Raw genomic sequence first — 13,630 nt, 5'->3', positions numbered from 1 at the left:
GAAATTCAGCCGCGCAGTGCCTCAACGGCGCCTGCCAGCGCCGACGGCACGTCCGGTACGAGGGTGTGGGCGCCGTCCCGCACGATGTGCCGACCGGCCACGACCGTATGGCGTACATCCGCGGCGGTCGCCGCGAATACGGCCGTCTCGGCGCCGAGCCTGGGCAGCGTCCCCGCTGTCCTGACCGAGTCCAGCGCGATCGTCGTGAAGTCGGCGCGGGCGCCGGGGGTGAGGCTGCCGGCGTCGGACCAGCCGAGGGCGGCGTGCCCGTCGGCGGTGGCGGCCCGCAGCAGGGCCGCGGCCGTCCAGTGGCCGCGGGTGCGGGTGCGCAGCCGCTCGTTCAGCTCCATCGCGCGGGCCTCTTCGAGCAGGTCGACGACGGCGTGGCTGTCGGAGCCCAGGGAGAGCGGGGAGCCGGCGCGCTGGAGGGCGACGGCGGGCCCGATGCCGTCGGCCAGGTCCCGCTCGGTGGTCGGACACATGCAGGTGCCGGTGCCGGATCCGCCGAGCAGGGCGATGTCCTCGTCGGTCAGGTGGGTGTTGTGCACGCCGGTCGTGCGCGGGCCGAGGACGCCGTGGTCGGCCAGCAGCCGGGCCGGGGTGCAGCCGTGGGCGGCCCGGCAGGCGTCGTTCTCGGCGGTCTGCTCCGACAGGTGCACATGGAGCGGGGCCCGCCGCTCCTCGGCCCACCGCGCCACCGTCGCCAGTTCCCGCGCGGGCACGGCCCGTACGGAGTGCACGGCGGCACCGATCCGCGCGTGATCCCGTTCCTTGAGAACTGAACAGCGTTCGGCCCAGGCCTCGGCCGTCCCGTCGGAGAAGCGGAGCTGGTGGGTGTCGGGCGGCTGACCGAATCCGGCGGACAGGTAGCAGGTGTCGAGGAGGGTGATGCGGATTCCGGCTTCGGCGGCGGCCTCGATCAGGGCCTCGCCCATCGCGTTCGGGTCGGCGTACCGGGCGCCTCCCGGAGCGTGGTGGACGTAGTGGAACTCGCCGACGGCGGTGATGCCGGCCAGCGCCATCTCGGCGTACACCGCGCGGGCCAGCGCGTGGTACGTCTCGGGGGTGAGCCGGTCGGCGGTGGCGTACATGACCTCGCGCCAGGTCCAGAACGTCCCGGAGCCGACCTGGACGGTGCCGCGCAGAGCCCGGTGGAAGGCGTGGCTGTGCGCGTTGGCGAGTCCCGGGATCGTGAGTCCCCGCAGCACCTCGGCTCCCATGGGCGGGACGGGCACGCCGGTGCGGACGGCCGCGATGCGGCCGCCGCGCACGTCGAGCGCCACGCCCGGCTCGATGGGGGTCCCCCCTGCTCGAGCGCCGTCGAGAGCTTGGGGGAGGGTGCCGAGCCAGGCCTGCTCCAGCCAGTACGTCCGCGTCTGCTCGGTGGGGGTCACGTGCAGGCCAGCCCTTCCAGTACGTCGGCGAGCGCGCGCACCCCGGCCACACAGTCGTCCTCGGCCGCGGACTCGGCCGGGGAGTGCGAGACACCGGTGGGGTTGCGCACGAACAGCATGGCGGTCGGGACGCTCCCGGACAGGATTCCGGCGTCGTGTCCGGCACCCGTGCCGAGCATCGGCACCTTCAGGTCGGTGTCCGTGCCCAGGAGACGGGCGAGCTCGTCGCGCAGGGTGTGGTCGAACTCGACGACGGGCGTGAAGGACTCGCGGACCACGTCCAGGTCGACGCCGTGCGCCGCGGCGTACTCGCGGGCCGCCTTCTCGACACCGGTGACCACGGTGTCCAGGGTCGCCTGGTCGGCGGCGCGGGAGTCGAGCCAGCCGCGCACCAGGGACGGGATCGCGTTGACGCCGTTCGGCTCGACGGCGATCTTGCCGAAGGTGGCGACGGCACCGGCGAGCGTCGCCTCGCGCCGGGCGGCGAGCACGGTCTCGGCGTACGACAGCATCGGGTCGCGCCGGTCGACGAGCCGGGTGGTGCCCGCGTGGTTGGCCTCGCCCCGGAAGTCGAACCGCCACCGCCCGTGCGGCCAGATGGCGCTGGCCACGCCGACGGGGTCGCCGGTCAGGTCGAGGGCGCGTCCCTGCTCGACGTGCAGTTCGACGAAGGCGCCGATGCGCGCGAGCCGCTCCGGGTCGGGGCCGATGGCGTCGGGGTCGTACCCGGCGGCCTCCATGGCCCTGGGCAGCGTGACCCCGTCGGCGTCGGTGAGCCGGTGCGCCTGCTCGACGGTGAGCTGCCCGGCGGTCAGCCGCGAGCCGGTGCAGGCCAGCCCGAACCGGGCGCCCTCCTCGTCACCGAAGTTGACGACGGCCAGCGGCTTGGTGAAGCGCGCGTTCCGGCCGCGCAGTTCGTCGAGGGCGGCGAAGGAGGACACGACGCCGAGGGGTCCGTCGAAGGCCCCGCCGTCGGGCACGGAGTCGAGGTGCGACCCGGTGACCACGGCGTCCCCGGCCGCGGGGTCCCCGAGCCAGGCCCACTGGTTGCCGTTGCGGTCGACCTCGTAGGCCAGCCCGCGGTCCTCGGCCTGCCGCCGGAACCAGGCCCGGCACTCGGCGTCGGCCGCGGTCCAGGCGAATCGCCGGTAGCCGCCGGACTCGGGGTGGCGCCCGATGGGGAGCAGCTCCCGCCACATCGTGTGGAAGGAGTCGCCCGCGGCGGGCGTCGGGGTCCGCGTCGCGGCCGGGCGGACCGCGCTCGAATCGGCCGGATGCCGCGTCACGCCTCCTCACCCTCGCGCATGGGCACGCGCACCCCGCGTTCGCCGGCCACCGACTCCGCGATGTCGTACCCGGCGTCCACGTGCCGGATCACGCCCATACCGGGGTCGTTGGTGAGCACCCGCCGGATCTTCTCCCCGGCGAGCGCGGTGCCGTCGGCGACCGTCACCTGGCCGGCGTGGATGGACCGTCCCATGCCGACGCCGCCACCGTGGTGGATCGACACCCAGGACGCGCCCGACGCCACGTTCACCATCGCGTTCAGCAGCGGCCAGTCGGCGATCGCGTCGGAGCCGTCGAGCATGGCCTCGGTCTCCCGGTACGGGGAGGCGACGGAGCCGCAGTCGAGGTGGTCGCGGCCGATCACGATCGGCGCCTGGAGCTCACCGCTCGCGACCATGTCGTTGAACCGCTCGCCCGCCTTGTCGCGCTCGCCGTAGCCGAGCCAGCAGATGCGCGCGGGCAGGCCCTGGAAGTGGACCCGCTCGCCGGCCAGCTTGATCCAGCGCGCCAGGGACTCGTTCTCGGGGAACAGGTCCAGGATCGCCTTGTCGGTCTTGGCGATGTCGGACGCCTCACCCGACAGCGCGGCCCAGCGGAACGGGCCCTTGCCCTCGCAGAACAGCGGCCGGATGTAGGCGGGGACGAACCCGGGGAAGGCGAACGCCCGCTCGTACCCGGCGAGCTGGGCCTCGCCGCGGATCGAGTTGCCGTAGTCGAAGACCTCGGCGCCGGCGTCCATGAAGCCGACCATGGCCTCGACGTGCCGGGCCATGGCCTCACGGGCCCGGGTGGTGAAGCCGGCCGGGTCCTTGGCGGCGGCGTCGGCCATGTCCTCGAAGTCGACGCCCAGCGGGAGGTAGGCCAGCGGGTCGTGGGCGGAGGTCTGGTCGGTGACGATGTCGATGGGCGCGCTCATCGCGAGCAGCTGCGGGACGAGTTCGGCCGCGTTGCCCAGGACGCCGATGGACAGGGCCTTGCGCTGGTCGCGCGCCTCCACGGCCAGTTGGAGGGCCTGCTCCAGGGAGTCGGCCTTCACGTCGAGGTAGCGGTGCTCGATGCGCCGCTCGATGGCACGCGGGTCGCAGTCGATGCAGATGGCCACGCCGTCGTTCATGGTGACGGCGAGGGGCTGGGCGCCGCCCATGCCGCCGAGGCCGGCGGTCAGGGTGATCGTCCCGGCGAGCGTGCCGCCGAACTTCTTCGCGGCGACGGCGGCGAAGGTCTCGTAGGTGCCCTGGAGGATGCCCTGGGTGCCGATGTAGATCCAGGAGCCGGCGGTCATCTGGCCGTACATCGTCAGGCCGAGGGCCTCCAGGCGGCGGAACTCCTCCCAGTTGGCCCAGTCGCCGACGAGGTTGGAGTTGGCCAGCAGCACGCGCGGGGCCCACTCGTGGGTCTGCATGACGCCGACCGGGCGGCCGGACTGGACGAGCATGGTCTCGTCGGCCTTGAGGGTCCTCAGCGTGCGGACCATGGCGTCGAAGGAGCGCCAGTCGCGGGCCGCCTTGCCGGTGCCGCCGTAGACGACGAGCTTGTCGGGGTGCTCGGCGACCTCGGGGTCGAGGTTGTTCTGGAGCATCCGCAGGGCGGCTTCCTGCTGCCATCCCAGGGCGCTCAGTTCCGTACCGCGCGGCGCTCGTACGGGGCGGGGTCCGGACATGGTCTGCCTCCTGGTGGGTGCTCCCGGCGGATTGTTACTGCGACTATTCACATCCTGGCGTGATGAATAGAGCTAGTCAATACGCGTGCACGGGCCGGACCGCACGACCGGCTCATGTTTGGCCCGCTCCAGGTCAGGAAGGCAGGACCTGGAGACACTCCGACGAGACCGGGGGCGCGGCATGGACGACGGCATGGACGACGGCATGGACCAGAACCACGGCGACAGGATCGGCGAGGCGGACCGCGGGCGGGCGGTACGACGGGACGAGGCGGTGCGGGCCGCGGTGGCGCAGGGGCTGCTCGGCCCCGGCTCTCCCATCGTGGGCCTGCTCGACGTCACCGGCATCCGGGAGTCCGCGGCGGCACTCCGGGCGGCGTTCGAGGCGGTGCTGGCGCCGGGGACTCCGGTGCTGCACGCCTTCGCCGTCAAGGCGACCCCGCTCGTGCCCGTCCTGCGGCTGCTGCACGAGGAGGGCATCGGCGCCGAGGTGGCGAGCCCGGGGGAACTGGCGCTGGCGCGGGCGGCCGGGGTGCCGCCCGCCCGTACCGTGCTGGACTCACCCGCGAAGACGCCTGCCGAACTGCGCGAGGCGCTGGAACTCGGTATCGCCGTCAACGCGGACAACCCGCAGGAGCTGGGCCGCATCGACGCCCTCGTGGGCTCCACCACCCCTCGCTCACCGCTCGGGATACGGGTGAATCCGCAGGTCGGCGGGGGTGCCATCGAGGCGCTGTCGACGGCCACGGCGACCTCGAAGTTCGGCGTGGCGCTACGTGACGAGGGCGCCCGCGAGTGGGTCGTGCGGGCGTATCTGGACCGTCCGTGGCTGACCCGGCTGCACGCCCACACCGGGTCCCAGGGCATCCCGCTCTCCCTGATGGCGCAGGGCGTGGCGCGGACGTACGAACTCGCCGAGGAGATCAACGCGCGCGCGGGGCGGCGGCAGATCGACACCCTCGACATCGGCGGCGGGCTGCCGGTGAACTTCGGCTCCGAGGCGACCGCGCCGACGTACGCGCGGTACGCGCGGCTGCTGCGCGAGGTGGTGCCGGGGCTGTGCGAGGGGCGGTACGGGCTGGTGACCGAGTTCGGGCGGTCGCTGCTGGCCAAGCAGGGCACGCTGGTGGCCCGGGTGGAGTACACCAAGAGCGCCGGGGGACGGCCGGTCGCCGTGACCCACGCGGGCGTGCAGGTCGCGACGCGCACGGTCTACGTGCCGGAGGCCTGGCCGCTGCGCCTGGCCGCGTACGACGCGAAGGGGCGGCCCAAGCCGGGACCCGAGGTGGTGCAGGACGTGGCCGGGCCCGCCTGCTTCGCGGGCGACCTGCTCGCCGAGGCCCGCGCGCTCGCCCCGCTCGAACCGGGCGACCACGTGGCGGCGCTGGACACCGGGGCCTACTACTTCGCCCACCACTACGCCTACAACTCCCTGCCCCGGCCCGGGGTTTACGGCTACGTCCCGGACGGCCGCGGGGGTGTCGCCTTCGCGGTCGTGCGCGAGCCGCAGCCGGTCGAGGAGATCGTGGCCGAGTCAGGAGGGGCGCACGCCTCGGCGCTCACCACCCTGCGCGCACCCGAGCGCGCCTGAGGCGCACCGAAGACACGGCGAGACCCGCCTGAAACCCGGTTCAGTCGACCCACACTAGCCCCTCGGTCGCATGTTCCACCGGAAAATGCCGTAACCCTCACCACCGGCGTACACCGTGCGTAGCGTCGGCATCACTCAGCCGAACCCCCGGTGGGAGAGGAACAACGGTGCCCGGAATCGACGAGTGCCTACTGGACGCCATGCGGCTGCCCGGTGCCAGAGGCGCCGCGCTGGTCGACTGGACGAGCGGACTTGCCCTGGGCACCGTCGGGGAGTCCCCGGGCGGCGACCACGAGACCACCGCGGCGGAGGCCGCCGAACTGGCCCGGCTGGCGGCCGAGCACGGCGCCTTCGCCGCCGCCGAGGACCCCGACGGCGAGCGCCCCCCGGTGGAGGACCTGATCGTCAGCAACCGCGACAGCTACCACCTGCTGCGGTTCGTGGACACGTCCTTCGACAGCAGCGTGTTCCTGCATCTGTGGCTGACCCGCGCCGAGGGCAACCTCGCCCTGGCCCGCATACGCCTGGGCGAGATGGCCGAGCGGCTGGTGCTGGGATGACCGTGGTCGACACCCCGCCCCCACCCCAGCTGCCGCTGCGCAGCAAGCCGGCCGCCGAGGACGCGGCCTGGGGCGGCCTCTCGCCGATGCTGACCCGGCTCGCCGCCGAGCAGGCCACCGGCGTCCTGGTCCGCGAACACGGCACGCTCCACCTCGCCGAGGGCCGTGTGGTGCACGCCGAGAGCCCCCTGAGCCCCGGCCTGGACCTGCTGCTCGCCGCCCACGGCACGTTGACGGCCGAGGCGTGGCGGGACGCGGTCACCCGCGCCGACGACCGGCGCGGCGCCGCACGCCTGCTGCTGGACGGCGGCCATCTGACCGAGGGCGCACTGGAGTTGTGCCACCTGGGCGCACTCCACGACGCCGCCTACTTCGCGCTCGCCCCGAGCAGCACCCCGGGCCGGTTCCGCTACGGCATCGCCCACCCGCTCGGCCCCGTCCTGCCGGTCCCGGTAGCCGCCCTGGAGCGCGGGATCCTGCGCCGTCGCGAGCTGCTGCACCGCGTCTGGCCCGACGCCGCGCCCGACAGCGCCCCGCTGGTGCGGACGCACGCCGCCGCGGCACCGAAGCTGACGCCCCGCCAGCGGAAGCTCCTGGAGCGGGTCGACGGCACCCGCACGGCCACCGACCTGGCCCGGGAGCTGGGCCGGCAGGCGTTCCACACGCTGGTGGACGTACGGCGTCTGGCGGCCGCGGGGCTCGTCGCACCGGTCGTCGCGCCACGGGACGCGCCCGTACCGGACGGCGCCGGACAGACCCCCGCGCTCGCCGACCGGTTGGCGTACACCACCGACCCCCACATCACGCTGCTGAAGAGGCTCAGGGATGCGCTGGAGGCCCTTTGAGAGGAGACACCGGATGGCAGCAGCCGAGCCCGAGATCCTGGACGAGCTACGCCGGCTCAGAGCCCGGGTACCCCAGCTCACCGGCGCCCTCGCCGCCAGTGTCGACGGCCTCGTACTGGCCCACGACACCCCCGGCGTGGAGCCGGAGAGCGTGGCGGCACTCACCGCGACCGCGCTCGGCGTCGCCGTGCGCATGTCGGACATGACCGGCCAGGGCGATCTGCGCGAACTGCTCGTGCGGGGCGTCCACGGCTATGTCGCGACCTACGCGGCGGGCCGCACCGCGGTGCTGACCCTGCTCGCCCAGGACCGCGTCAACGTCGGCCGCCTCCATCTGGAGGGCCGCCGTGCGGGCGCCCGCATCGGGGAGCTGGTCGACGCCGAGGCGGCCGACGCTTCCGGCAAGGCGCCCGCGAAAGCCGCGAAACCGGCCACCAGGACCGGCACCGCACGGACCAGAACCACCCGCGCGCCACGCACCACTGCCACCAACGCGCGCACTACCACTGATAGTTGACAGAACAAGGAGACCCGGCCATGGCCAACACCGAGACCTGCCTGAAGGAAGCGCTCGCCTCCATCGAGGGAGCGACAGGCGTCGCGCTCGTCGACTACACCAGCGGCATGGCGCTGGGCACGATGGGCGGCAGCAAGAGTTTCGACCTGAACGTCGCCGCCGCGGGCAACACGGATGTCGTGCGGGCCAAGATGCGCACCATGGAGCACCTCGGCCTCAAGGCGCAGATCGAGGACATCCTGATCACCCTGAGCGACCAGTACCACCTGATCCGCCTGATCAGCGGGCGCGGCGGGAACGGCCTGTTCCTCTACCTGGTCCTCGACGCCAAGCGGGCCAACCTGGCGATGGCCCGCCACCAGCTCAGGAGGATCGAGGAGGACCTGGAGGTCTGACCCGGGCCCGCCGGGACAGGCCCCTGAACCTTTCCTAGCCGAGCGCCGCGGTGCGGCGGCGTGCTCCGCCCGGGGCCGCGTCGCCCGCCGCGAGGCCGGTACCGCGGTAGCCCCGCACCGACTTGCCCGCGGGATGCCCGCCCCGCTTGCCCAGCCAGTCGACGCGCACCCACAGCAGTGTGTCCTCGGCCCGCTCCAGCCGCCCGAGCCAGGCGGCCTTGAGCCACAGCCCCACTCCGGCGCCGGCCAGCAGCAGGCCGCCGGTCGCGGGCAGGACGAAGGAGCCGCCCAGCGCGGCCAGGAAGGCCGGGGCGAGCCACCAGCGGTGCCCCCGTCGCCAGACGCGGACGCTCACCGCCCGGTCCTGGAGCACGTCGTGGCGTCCGGCCCGGGCGGCGCCCCGGGCCAGGGCCCGGTAACGCCGGCGCCGGGCGCAGGCCACGACGGCCGCCGTCACCAGGAACAGCGCGACCCCCGCCAGGACCCCGATCCGGCGCCCGGTCAGCCCCGGCAGCAGCACGCCGATCCCCGCCGCGAACACCCCGAGCCACCACAGCGGCGCGGCTCCGGCCCGCACCACGACGGCCACCCGGGCCAGGCCCTGACCTCCCCGACCTGTGCGACCAGCGCGCGCCATGCCCTGCCTCCTCGTCGTCCCGGCACCCTCGTTCGGGCGGGCAGGCTAACGAGCGTGGGTGAGACGAGTCTGAGAGCACCCGGCCCCGGGCGTCACGCCACGGGGCGTCACTCCACGAACAGCCCCCGTGCCGCCGCCCTCTGGTCGAACTCCTCCAGGCGGGCCTGCGCGTCGGGCAGGTCGTCGCACATCGCCTCCAGGAGCACCCGGCCGAGCAGCATCGGCGCGCACGCGGTGTCGAAGGCGAGCCCGGTGCCGACGGCGGCGGGCAGCAGCAGGTCGGAGTGCTTGGCGACCGGCGCGAAGGCCGAGTCCGCGACCGTGACGACGGTCAGCCCCGCGTCCTTGGCGTAGGCGAGGGTGTCCACGACCTCGCGCGGGTGGCGCGGCAGCGCGAAGCACAGCAGCGCCGAGGCGCCCGCCCGTACGGCGCCGTCGATGCGGTCCTGGATCATCGTGCCGCCCTCGTCGAGCAGCCGTACGTCCGGGTGGACCTTGCCGGCGAAGTACGCGAAGCCGTAGGCCTGGGCGGCCGCGGCCCGCAGGCCGAGCACCGGCAGCGGACGGGAGGCGGCGAGCACCTGTCCCGCCCTGCGCACCGGCCGCGGATCGGCCAGCGCCTGAGCGAGGTGCCTCAGGTTCTCGATCTCGGCCTCGACCGCCTGCTGGTACTCGTTGTACGAGGCCGGCCGGGCCGCCGGCTCGGCGGGCGCGACCTCGCGCAGGTGCCGGCGCAGCGCCGGGTAGCCGTCGAAGCCCAGGGCGACCGCGAAGCGGGTCACCGACGGCTGGCTGACCCCGGCCAGTTCGGCCAGCTCGACGCTGGACAGGAAGGGCACGTCGGCGGCCCGCCGCACCATGCTGTGCGCGATGCGCCGCTGGGTCGGTGTGAGCCGGTGCCCCTCGAAGAGCGCCTGCAGCCGCGCGGCAGCGCTGTCGGTCACGCTCATGACGTGCTCCCCCTCCAGATGTCGTCGACGCCCCGGGAGGGTATCTCCTCGACCAGTTTCTATTCAGACACCAAGAACTCTGCATGAAGTCATACAGTCAGGGCAAGGGATTGACCAAGTGTCATTAAACTCGCCCAAACCCACACAGAACGCGACAATCGACGTGCTTAGTGTGAGCGGGCCCCGTCGGTGTCGCCGGCCGCAGCCCCGGCGACACCGACGGCGGCCCGCCCCCGCACCGACAGGGGGGCTAGCCCCAGTGCGGCGGGCAACCCGGCTCCCTAGCCTGGTCCGTATGACCGGAATGGACGCGCGGGACACGGACCTGAAGAAGGACCTCAACGCCTCCCTGCAAGCCCGCAGGGAGCTGGGCGAGGAGTACGAGTCCGCGCTGGTCGACTCGTTCCTGGAGAAGGTCGACCAGCGCATCGACGGGGCCGTCGAACGCAGGATGCGCCGGCAGTTCGCCGAGCAGCAGATGACGGTGGCGCGGGGCTCCCGCTCGCCGAGGGCCACCGACTCCTGGGGCGAGCGCTTCGGCTTCGGCATCGTCTCGCTGGTACTGGCCGTGCCGCTGTCCGCCATCGGCGGCGGCGTCGCGCACCTGCCCGGCCTCATCGTCGCCTGGTTCGGGATCGTGGGCGTCAACGCCGTCCAGGCCGCGCGCACCAACCCGGGCCTGTTCACCGGCCGCCGCCGCGACCGCGGCGAGGACGACACCTGGAAGGACTGAGCGGCCGGGAGGACCGAGCGGCCGCGCCGACCCGGCAGGAGCCGGCGGCGGCGCCCCCGGCACGACCGCGCGCGGGGCACGGCGTATGCGCGGGGACCGCCGCACCCCCGTCACCGGGGGGCGGGACGACGGCGGTCCCCGCGAGGGACGCGGGCCGGGTCAGGACCGGGCCTTCGCGTCCGTGGCGTCCATGGAGGTCCGGGAGCCGCTCCGGAGGTCCGCGACGCCGCACGGCGCCGGCCGGGGCGGACGGCCTCCCCCGGCGCTCCGCGCCCGGGAGGCGATCCCCCGCCCCTTCCGACGTCCACCAATGTGCCGGACGCGTGTTAAGCGCGTGCTGCGTACACGTGACACGCTCGTACCGTTTCCACGACTGCCTCTCAGCCGCGGGTCACCGCACGTTCCCCGCCGGCACGCCGGCCGCGGCGGCGATGTGTCAGTGCTTTTCGCCCTTGGCCAGGAAGGAGAGCAGGTCCTGACGGCTGACGACCCCGGTCGGCTTGCCCTCCACCAGCACGATCGCCGCGTCCGCCGTGCCCAGCACCGACATCAGGTCGGCGACCGGCTCGCCGGAGCCGACCTGGGGCAGCGGGGCCGACATGTGCTTCTCCAGCGGGTCCTCCAGCGCGGCCCGCTTGGTGAACAGCGCGTCCAGCAGCTCCCGCTCGACCACCGAGCCGACCACCTCGGCCGCCATGACGTCCGGGTGGCCGGCACCCGGCTTCACGATCGGCATCTGGGAGACGCCGTACTCACGCAGCACCTCGATGGCCTCGCCGACGGTCTCGTCCGGGTGCATGTGGACCAGGGAGGGGATGGAGCCGCCCGCCTTGTCGTTCAGCACGTCGCCGACGCGGGCGCTCGGGCCCTCGTCGTCCAGGAAGCCGTAGTCGGCCATCCACTCGTCGTTGAAGATCTTCGACAGGTACCCGCGCCCGCTGTCCGGCAGCAGGACCACCACGACGTCGTCCGGGCCGAGCCGCTCGGCCACCCGCAGCGCCGCGACGACGGCCATGCCGCAGGAGCCGCCGACCAGCAGGCCCTCCTCCTTGGCGAGGCGGCGGGTCATCTGGAAGGAGTCCTTGTCGGAGACGGCGACGATCTCGTCGGCCACGCTCCGGTCGTAGGCGGTCGGCCAGAAGTCCTCACCGACGCCCTCGACGAGGTAGGGCCGCCCGGAGCCGCCGGAGTACACCGAGCCCTCCGGGTCGGCACCGATGACCTGGACCTTGCCGTCGCTGGCGTCCTTCAGGTAGCGGCCGGTGCCGGAGATGGTGCCGCCGGTGCCGACGCCGGCCACGAAGTGGGTGATCCGCCCCTCGGTCTGCTCCCACAGCTCGGGACCGGTGGAGTGGTAGTGCGACAGCGGGTTGTTCGGGTTCGAGTACTGGTCGGGCTTCCAGGCTCCGGGGGTCTCACGGACCAGCCGGTCGGAGACGTTGTAGTAGGAGTCGGGGTGCTCCGGCGCGACGGCCGTCGGGCACACGACCACTTCGGCGCCGTACGCGCGCAGCACGTTGATCTTGTCCGTGGAGACCTTGTCCGGGCACACGAAGATGCACTTGTAGCCCTTCTGCTGGGCCACGATGGCCAGTCCCACACCGGTGTTCCCACTGGTCGGCTCGACGATGGTGCCACCGGGCTTGAGCTCCCCGCTCTGCTCGGCCGCCTCGATCATGCGCAGGGCGATGCGGTCCTTCACGGAGCCGCCGGGGTTGAAGTACTCGACCTTCGCCAGGACGGTCGCCTTGATCCCCTTGGTGACGCTGTTGAGCCGCACCAGCGGGGTGTTGCCGACGAGGCTGATCATCGAGTCGTGGAATTGCACCGTTGTCTCCGGTTGCTGCAAAAGATGTGGTCGTGGTGTGCCGCCAGCCTAAGGCCAGGGGGAACCACCCGGGGTGGACGTTCACTCCCCGTCGAGATTGGACGACGGTCCGTACGGGGCAAGGAGTGGATGTACGGCTACGAGGAGGTGTCGGCGGGCATGACGAACATGTCGAGGGCGAGAGTGGCCCGGCGGATCGCGGCCGGCGCCGCGTACGGCGGCGGCGGACTCGGTCTGGTCGGTGCCGCGGCCGTCGGTCTGCTGCTGGCCGAGGTGCAGATGGCCAAGCGTCACGTGGGCAACGGCACGGACAACCACGTGCCGGTCGCGGACGGACTGTACGGCCGTGCCTACGACACTCCCGGCGAGCCGCCGCTGAGCCTGGTGATGCTCGGCGACTCCACGGCAGCGGGACAGGGCGTGCACCGGGCCGGGCAGACGCCGGGCGCGCTGCTGGCGTCGGGCCTGGCGGCGGTGGCGGAACGTCCGGTGCGGATGCGCAACGTGGCGCAGCCCGGTGCCCGGTCGGACGACCTGGACCGCCAGGTGGCGCTGGTGCTGGGCGACCCGGAGCGAGTGCCGGACATCTGCGTGATCATGGTCGGGGCGAACGACGTGACCCACCGGATGCCACCGACGCGCTCGGTGCGCCATCTGTCGGCGGCGGTGCGGAGGCTGCGCACGGCGGGCGCCGAGGTCGTCGTGGGCACCTGCCCGGACTTCGGCACGATCGAGCCGGTCCAGCAGCCCCTGCGGTGGCTGGCCCGGCGGGCCTCGCGCCAGCTGGCGGCGGCGCAGACGATCGGGGCGGTGGAGCAGGGGGGCCGGACCGTGTCGCTGGGCGACCTGCTGGGGCCGGAGTTCGCGGCGAACCCGCGGGAGCTGTTCGGTCCGGACAACTACCACCCCTCCGCGGAGGGGTACGCGACGGCGGCGATGGCGGTGCTGCCGACGGTGTGCGCGACGCTGGGCCTGTGGCCGGCCGAGGAGGAGCGTCCGGACGTGTCCCGGAGCGAGGGCTTCCTGCCGGTGGCCCGTGCGGCGGCCGAGGCCGCGTCGCAGGCGGGCACGGAGGTCACGGCGGCGCTGCCGACCGGTCCGCGCGGGCCGTGGGCCCTGCTCAAGCGGCGCCGGCGGCGCCGGGTCCCGGAGCCCGAGCCGGCCTCTTCCGGCCCGTCCGACGACGCCCCTCAGTTCGAGGAGCTGGGGGGAGTCTGAGGGCGGCCCGAGAGC

General features: G+C 73.5%; 13 protein-coding genes. 7 read left to right on the top strand and 6 right to left on the bottom strand.

Annotated elements, in window-relative coordinates:
- Nucleotides 1-5: 5 nt before the first annotated feature.
- The 3 genes from ACIQMV_RS30210 to hutU form a co-directional block, all read right to left on the bottom strand.
- Entirely contained in the window at nt 6-1,394 is a 1,389-nt protein-coding gene (locus ACIQMV_RS30210; RefSeq protein ID WP_402596423.1) for a formimidoylglutamate deiminase, read from the bottom strand.
- On the bottom strand, nt 1,391-2,593 hold the full coding sequence (locus tag ACIQMV_RS30205) for an allantoate amidohydrolase (RefSeq protein ID WP_402596440.1): 1,203 nt from the start codon (nt 2,591-2,593) through the stop codon (nt 1,391-1,393). The genes ACIQMV_RS30210 and ACIQMV_RS30205 overlap by 4 nt, the downstream gene beginning before the upstream one ends.
- An 83-nt stretch (nt 2,594-2,676) precedes the next feature.
- On the bottom strand, nt 2,677-4,341 hold the full coding sequence (gene hutU, locus ACIQMV_RS30200; protein WP_141360428.1) for a urocanate hydratase: 1,665 nt from the start codon (nt 4,339-4,341) through the stop codon (nt 2,677-2,679).
- Between the two features lie 181 nt (nt 4,342-4,522).
- Between hutU and ACIQMV_RS30195 the strand changes: the two genes are divergently transcribed.
- The 5 genes from ACIQMV_RS30195 (at nt 4,523) to ACIQMV_RS30175 (ending at nt 8,249) form a co-directional block, all read left to right on the top strand.
- On the top strand, nt 4,523-5,932 hold the full coding sequence (locus ACIQMV_RS30195; protein WP_402596422.1) for a diaminopimelate decarboxylase: 1,410 nt from the start codon (nt 4,523-4,525) through the stop codon (nt 5,930-5,932).
- Nucleotides 5,933-6,099: 167 nt separating this feature from the next.
- Nucleotides 6,100-6,492, top strand: coding sequence for a hypothetical protein (locus ACIQMV_RS30190; protein WP_141360426.1), 393 nt, complete (start codon nt 6,100-6,102; stop codon nt 6,490-6,492).
- Nucleotides 6,489-7,337 carry a transcriptional regulator gene (locus tag ACIQMV_RS30185; protein WP_402596421.1) on the top strand — a complete coding sequence of 283 codons (849 nt, stop codon included), beginning with the start codon at nt 6,489-6,491 and terminating at the stop codon, nt 7,335-7,337. The genes ACIQMV_RS30190 and ACIQMV_RS30185 overlap by 4 nt, the downstream gene beginning before the upstream one ends.
- Nucleotides 7,338-7,350: 13 nt before the next feature.
- A complete protein-coding gene (locus tag ACIQMV_RS30180) occupies nt 7,351-7,854 on the top strand; it encodes a roadblock/LC7 domain-containing protein (protein WP_141360424.1) in 504 nt (167 codons plus the stop codon).
- A gap of 20 nt (nt 7,855-7,874) precedes the next feature.
- Nucleotides 7,875-8,249: a hypothetical protein gene (locus ACIQMV_RS30175; protein WP_141360423.1), complete on the top strand. Its 375-nt coding sequence runs from the start codon at nt 7,875-7,877 to the stop codon at nt 8,247-8,249.
- A 34-nt stretch (nt 8,250-8,283) separates the two neighbouring features.
- Here the strand turns inward: ACIQMV_RS30175 and ACIQMV_RS30170 are convergent, their stop codons facing one another.
- Both ACIQMV_RS30170 and ACIQMV_RS30165 read right to left on the bottom strand, forming a co-directional pair.
- Entirely contained in the window at nt 8,284-8,886 is a 603-nt protein-coding gene (locus ACIQMV_RS30170; protein WP_402596420.1) for a hypothetical protein, read from the bottom strand.
- A 107-nt stretch (nt 8,887-8,993) separates the two neighbouring features.
- A complete protein-coding gene (locus ACIQMV_RS30165) occupies nt 8,994-9,836 on the bottom strand; it encodes a MurR/RpiR family transcriptional regulator (RefSeq protein ID WP_402596419.1) in 843 nt (280 codons plus the stop codon).
- A gap of 295 nt (nt 9,837-10,131) precedes the next feature.
- On the opposite strand from ACIQMV_RS30165, the gene ACIQMV_RS30160 reads away from it, so the two are divergent.
- The gene (locus tag ACIQMV_RS30160; RefSeq protein ID WP_225074834.1) at nt 10,132-10,569 is read left to right on the top strand and encodes a hypothetical protein; all 438 of its coding nucleotides are present in this window, start codon (nt 10,132-10,134) and stop codon (nt 10,567-10,569) included.
- 436 nt (nt 10,570-11,005) lie between these two features.
- Here the strand turns inward: ACIQMV_RS30160 and ACIQMV_RS30155 are convergent, their stop codons facing one another.
- Nucleotides 11,006-12,397: a cystathionine beta-synthase gene (locus tag ACIQMV_RS30155; RefSeq protein WP_141360419.1), complete on the bottom strand. Its 1,392-nt coding sequence runs from the start codon at nt 12,395-12,397 to the stop codon at nt 11,006-11,008.
- Nucleotides 12,398-12,556: 159 nt separating this feature from the next.
- On the opposite strand from ACIQMV_RS30155, the gene ACIQMV_RS30150 reads away from it, so the two are divergent.
- On the top strand, nt 12,557-13,615 hold the full coding sequence (locus ACIQMV_RS30150; RefSeq protein WP_402596439.1) for an SGNH/GDSL hydrolase family protein: 1,059 nt from the start codon (nt 12,557-12,559) through the stop codon (nt 13,613-13,615).
- Nucleotides 13,616-13,630: the final 15 nt, after the last annotated feature.

It is taken from the genome of Streptomyces sp. NPDC091412 (assembly GCF_044756885.1).
In the GTDB taxonomy this organism is placed as follows: domain Bacteria; phylum Actinomycetota; class Actinomycetes; order Streptomycetales; family Streptomycetaceae; genus Streptomyces.
The sequence above is the reverse complement of the archived record's forward strand: the minus strand, read 5'-3'. Positions and strand labels throughout refer to the sequence as shown.

Bases quoted from the DNA above. Each gene is read 5' to 3' on its own strand.
- ACIQMV_RS30175 (WP_141360423.1), top strand. From the start codon at position 7,875: ATGGCCAACACCGAGACCTGCCTGAAGGAAGCGCTCGCCTCCATCGAG.
- ACIQMV_RS30180 (WP_141360424.1), top strand. From the start codon at position 7,351: ATGGCAGCAGCCGAGCCCGAGATCCTGGACGAGCTACGCCGGCTCAGA.
- hutU (WP_141360428.1), bottom strand. From the start codon at position 4,341: ATGTCCGGACCCCGCCCCGTACGAGCGCCGCGCGGTACGGAACTGAGC.
- ACIQMV_RS30170 (WP_402596420.1), bottom strand. From the start codon at position 8,886: ATGGCGCGCGCTGGTCGCACAGGTCGGGGAGGTCAGGGCCTGGCCCGG.
- ACIQMV_RS30160 (WP_225074834.1), top strand. From the start codon at position 10,132: ATGACCGGAATGGACGCGCGGGACACGGACCTGAAGAAGGACCTCAAC.
- ACIQMV_RS30195 (WP_402596422.1), top strand. From the start codon at position 4,523: ATGGACGACGGCATGGACGACGGCATGGACCAGAACCACGGCGACAGG.
- ACIQMV_RS30150 (WP_402596439.1), top strand. From the start codon at position 12,557: ATGACGAACATGTCGAGGGCGAGAGTGGCCCGGCGGATCGCGGCCGGC.
- ACIQMV_RS30165 (WP_402596419.1), bottom strand. From the start codon at position 9,836: ATGAGCGTGACCGACAGCGCTGCCGCGCGGCTGCAGGCGCTCTTCGAG.
- ACIQMV_RS30185 (WP_402596421.1), top strand. From the start codon at position 6,489: ATGACCGTGGTCGACACCCCGCCCCCACCCCAGCTGCCGCTGCGCAGC.
- ACIQMV_RS30205 (WP_402596440.1), bottom strand. From the start codon at position 2,593: ATGTGGCGGGAGCTGCTCCCCATCGGGCGCCACCCCGAGTCCGGCGGC.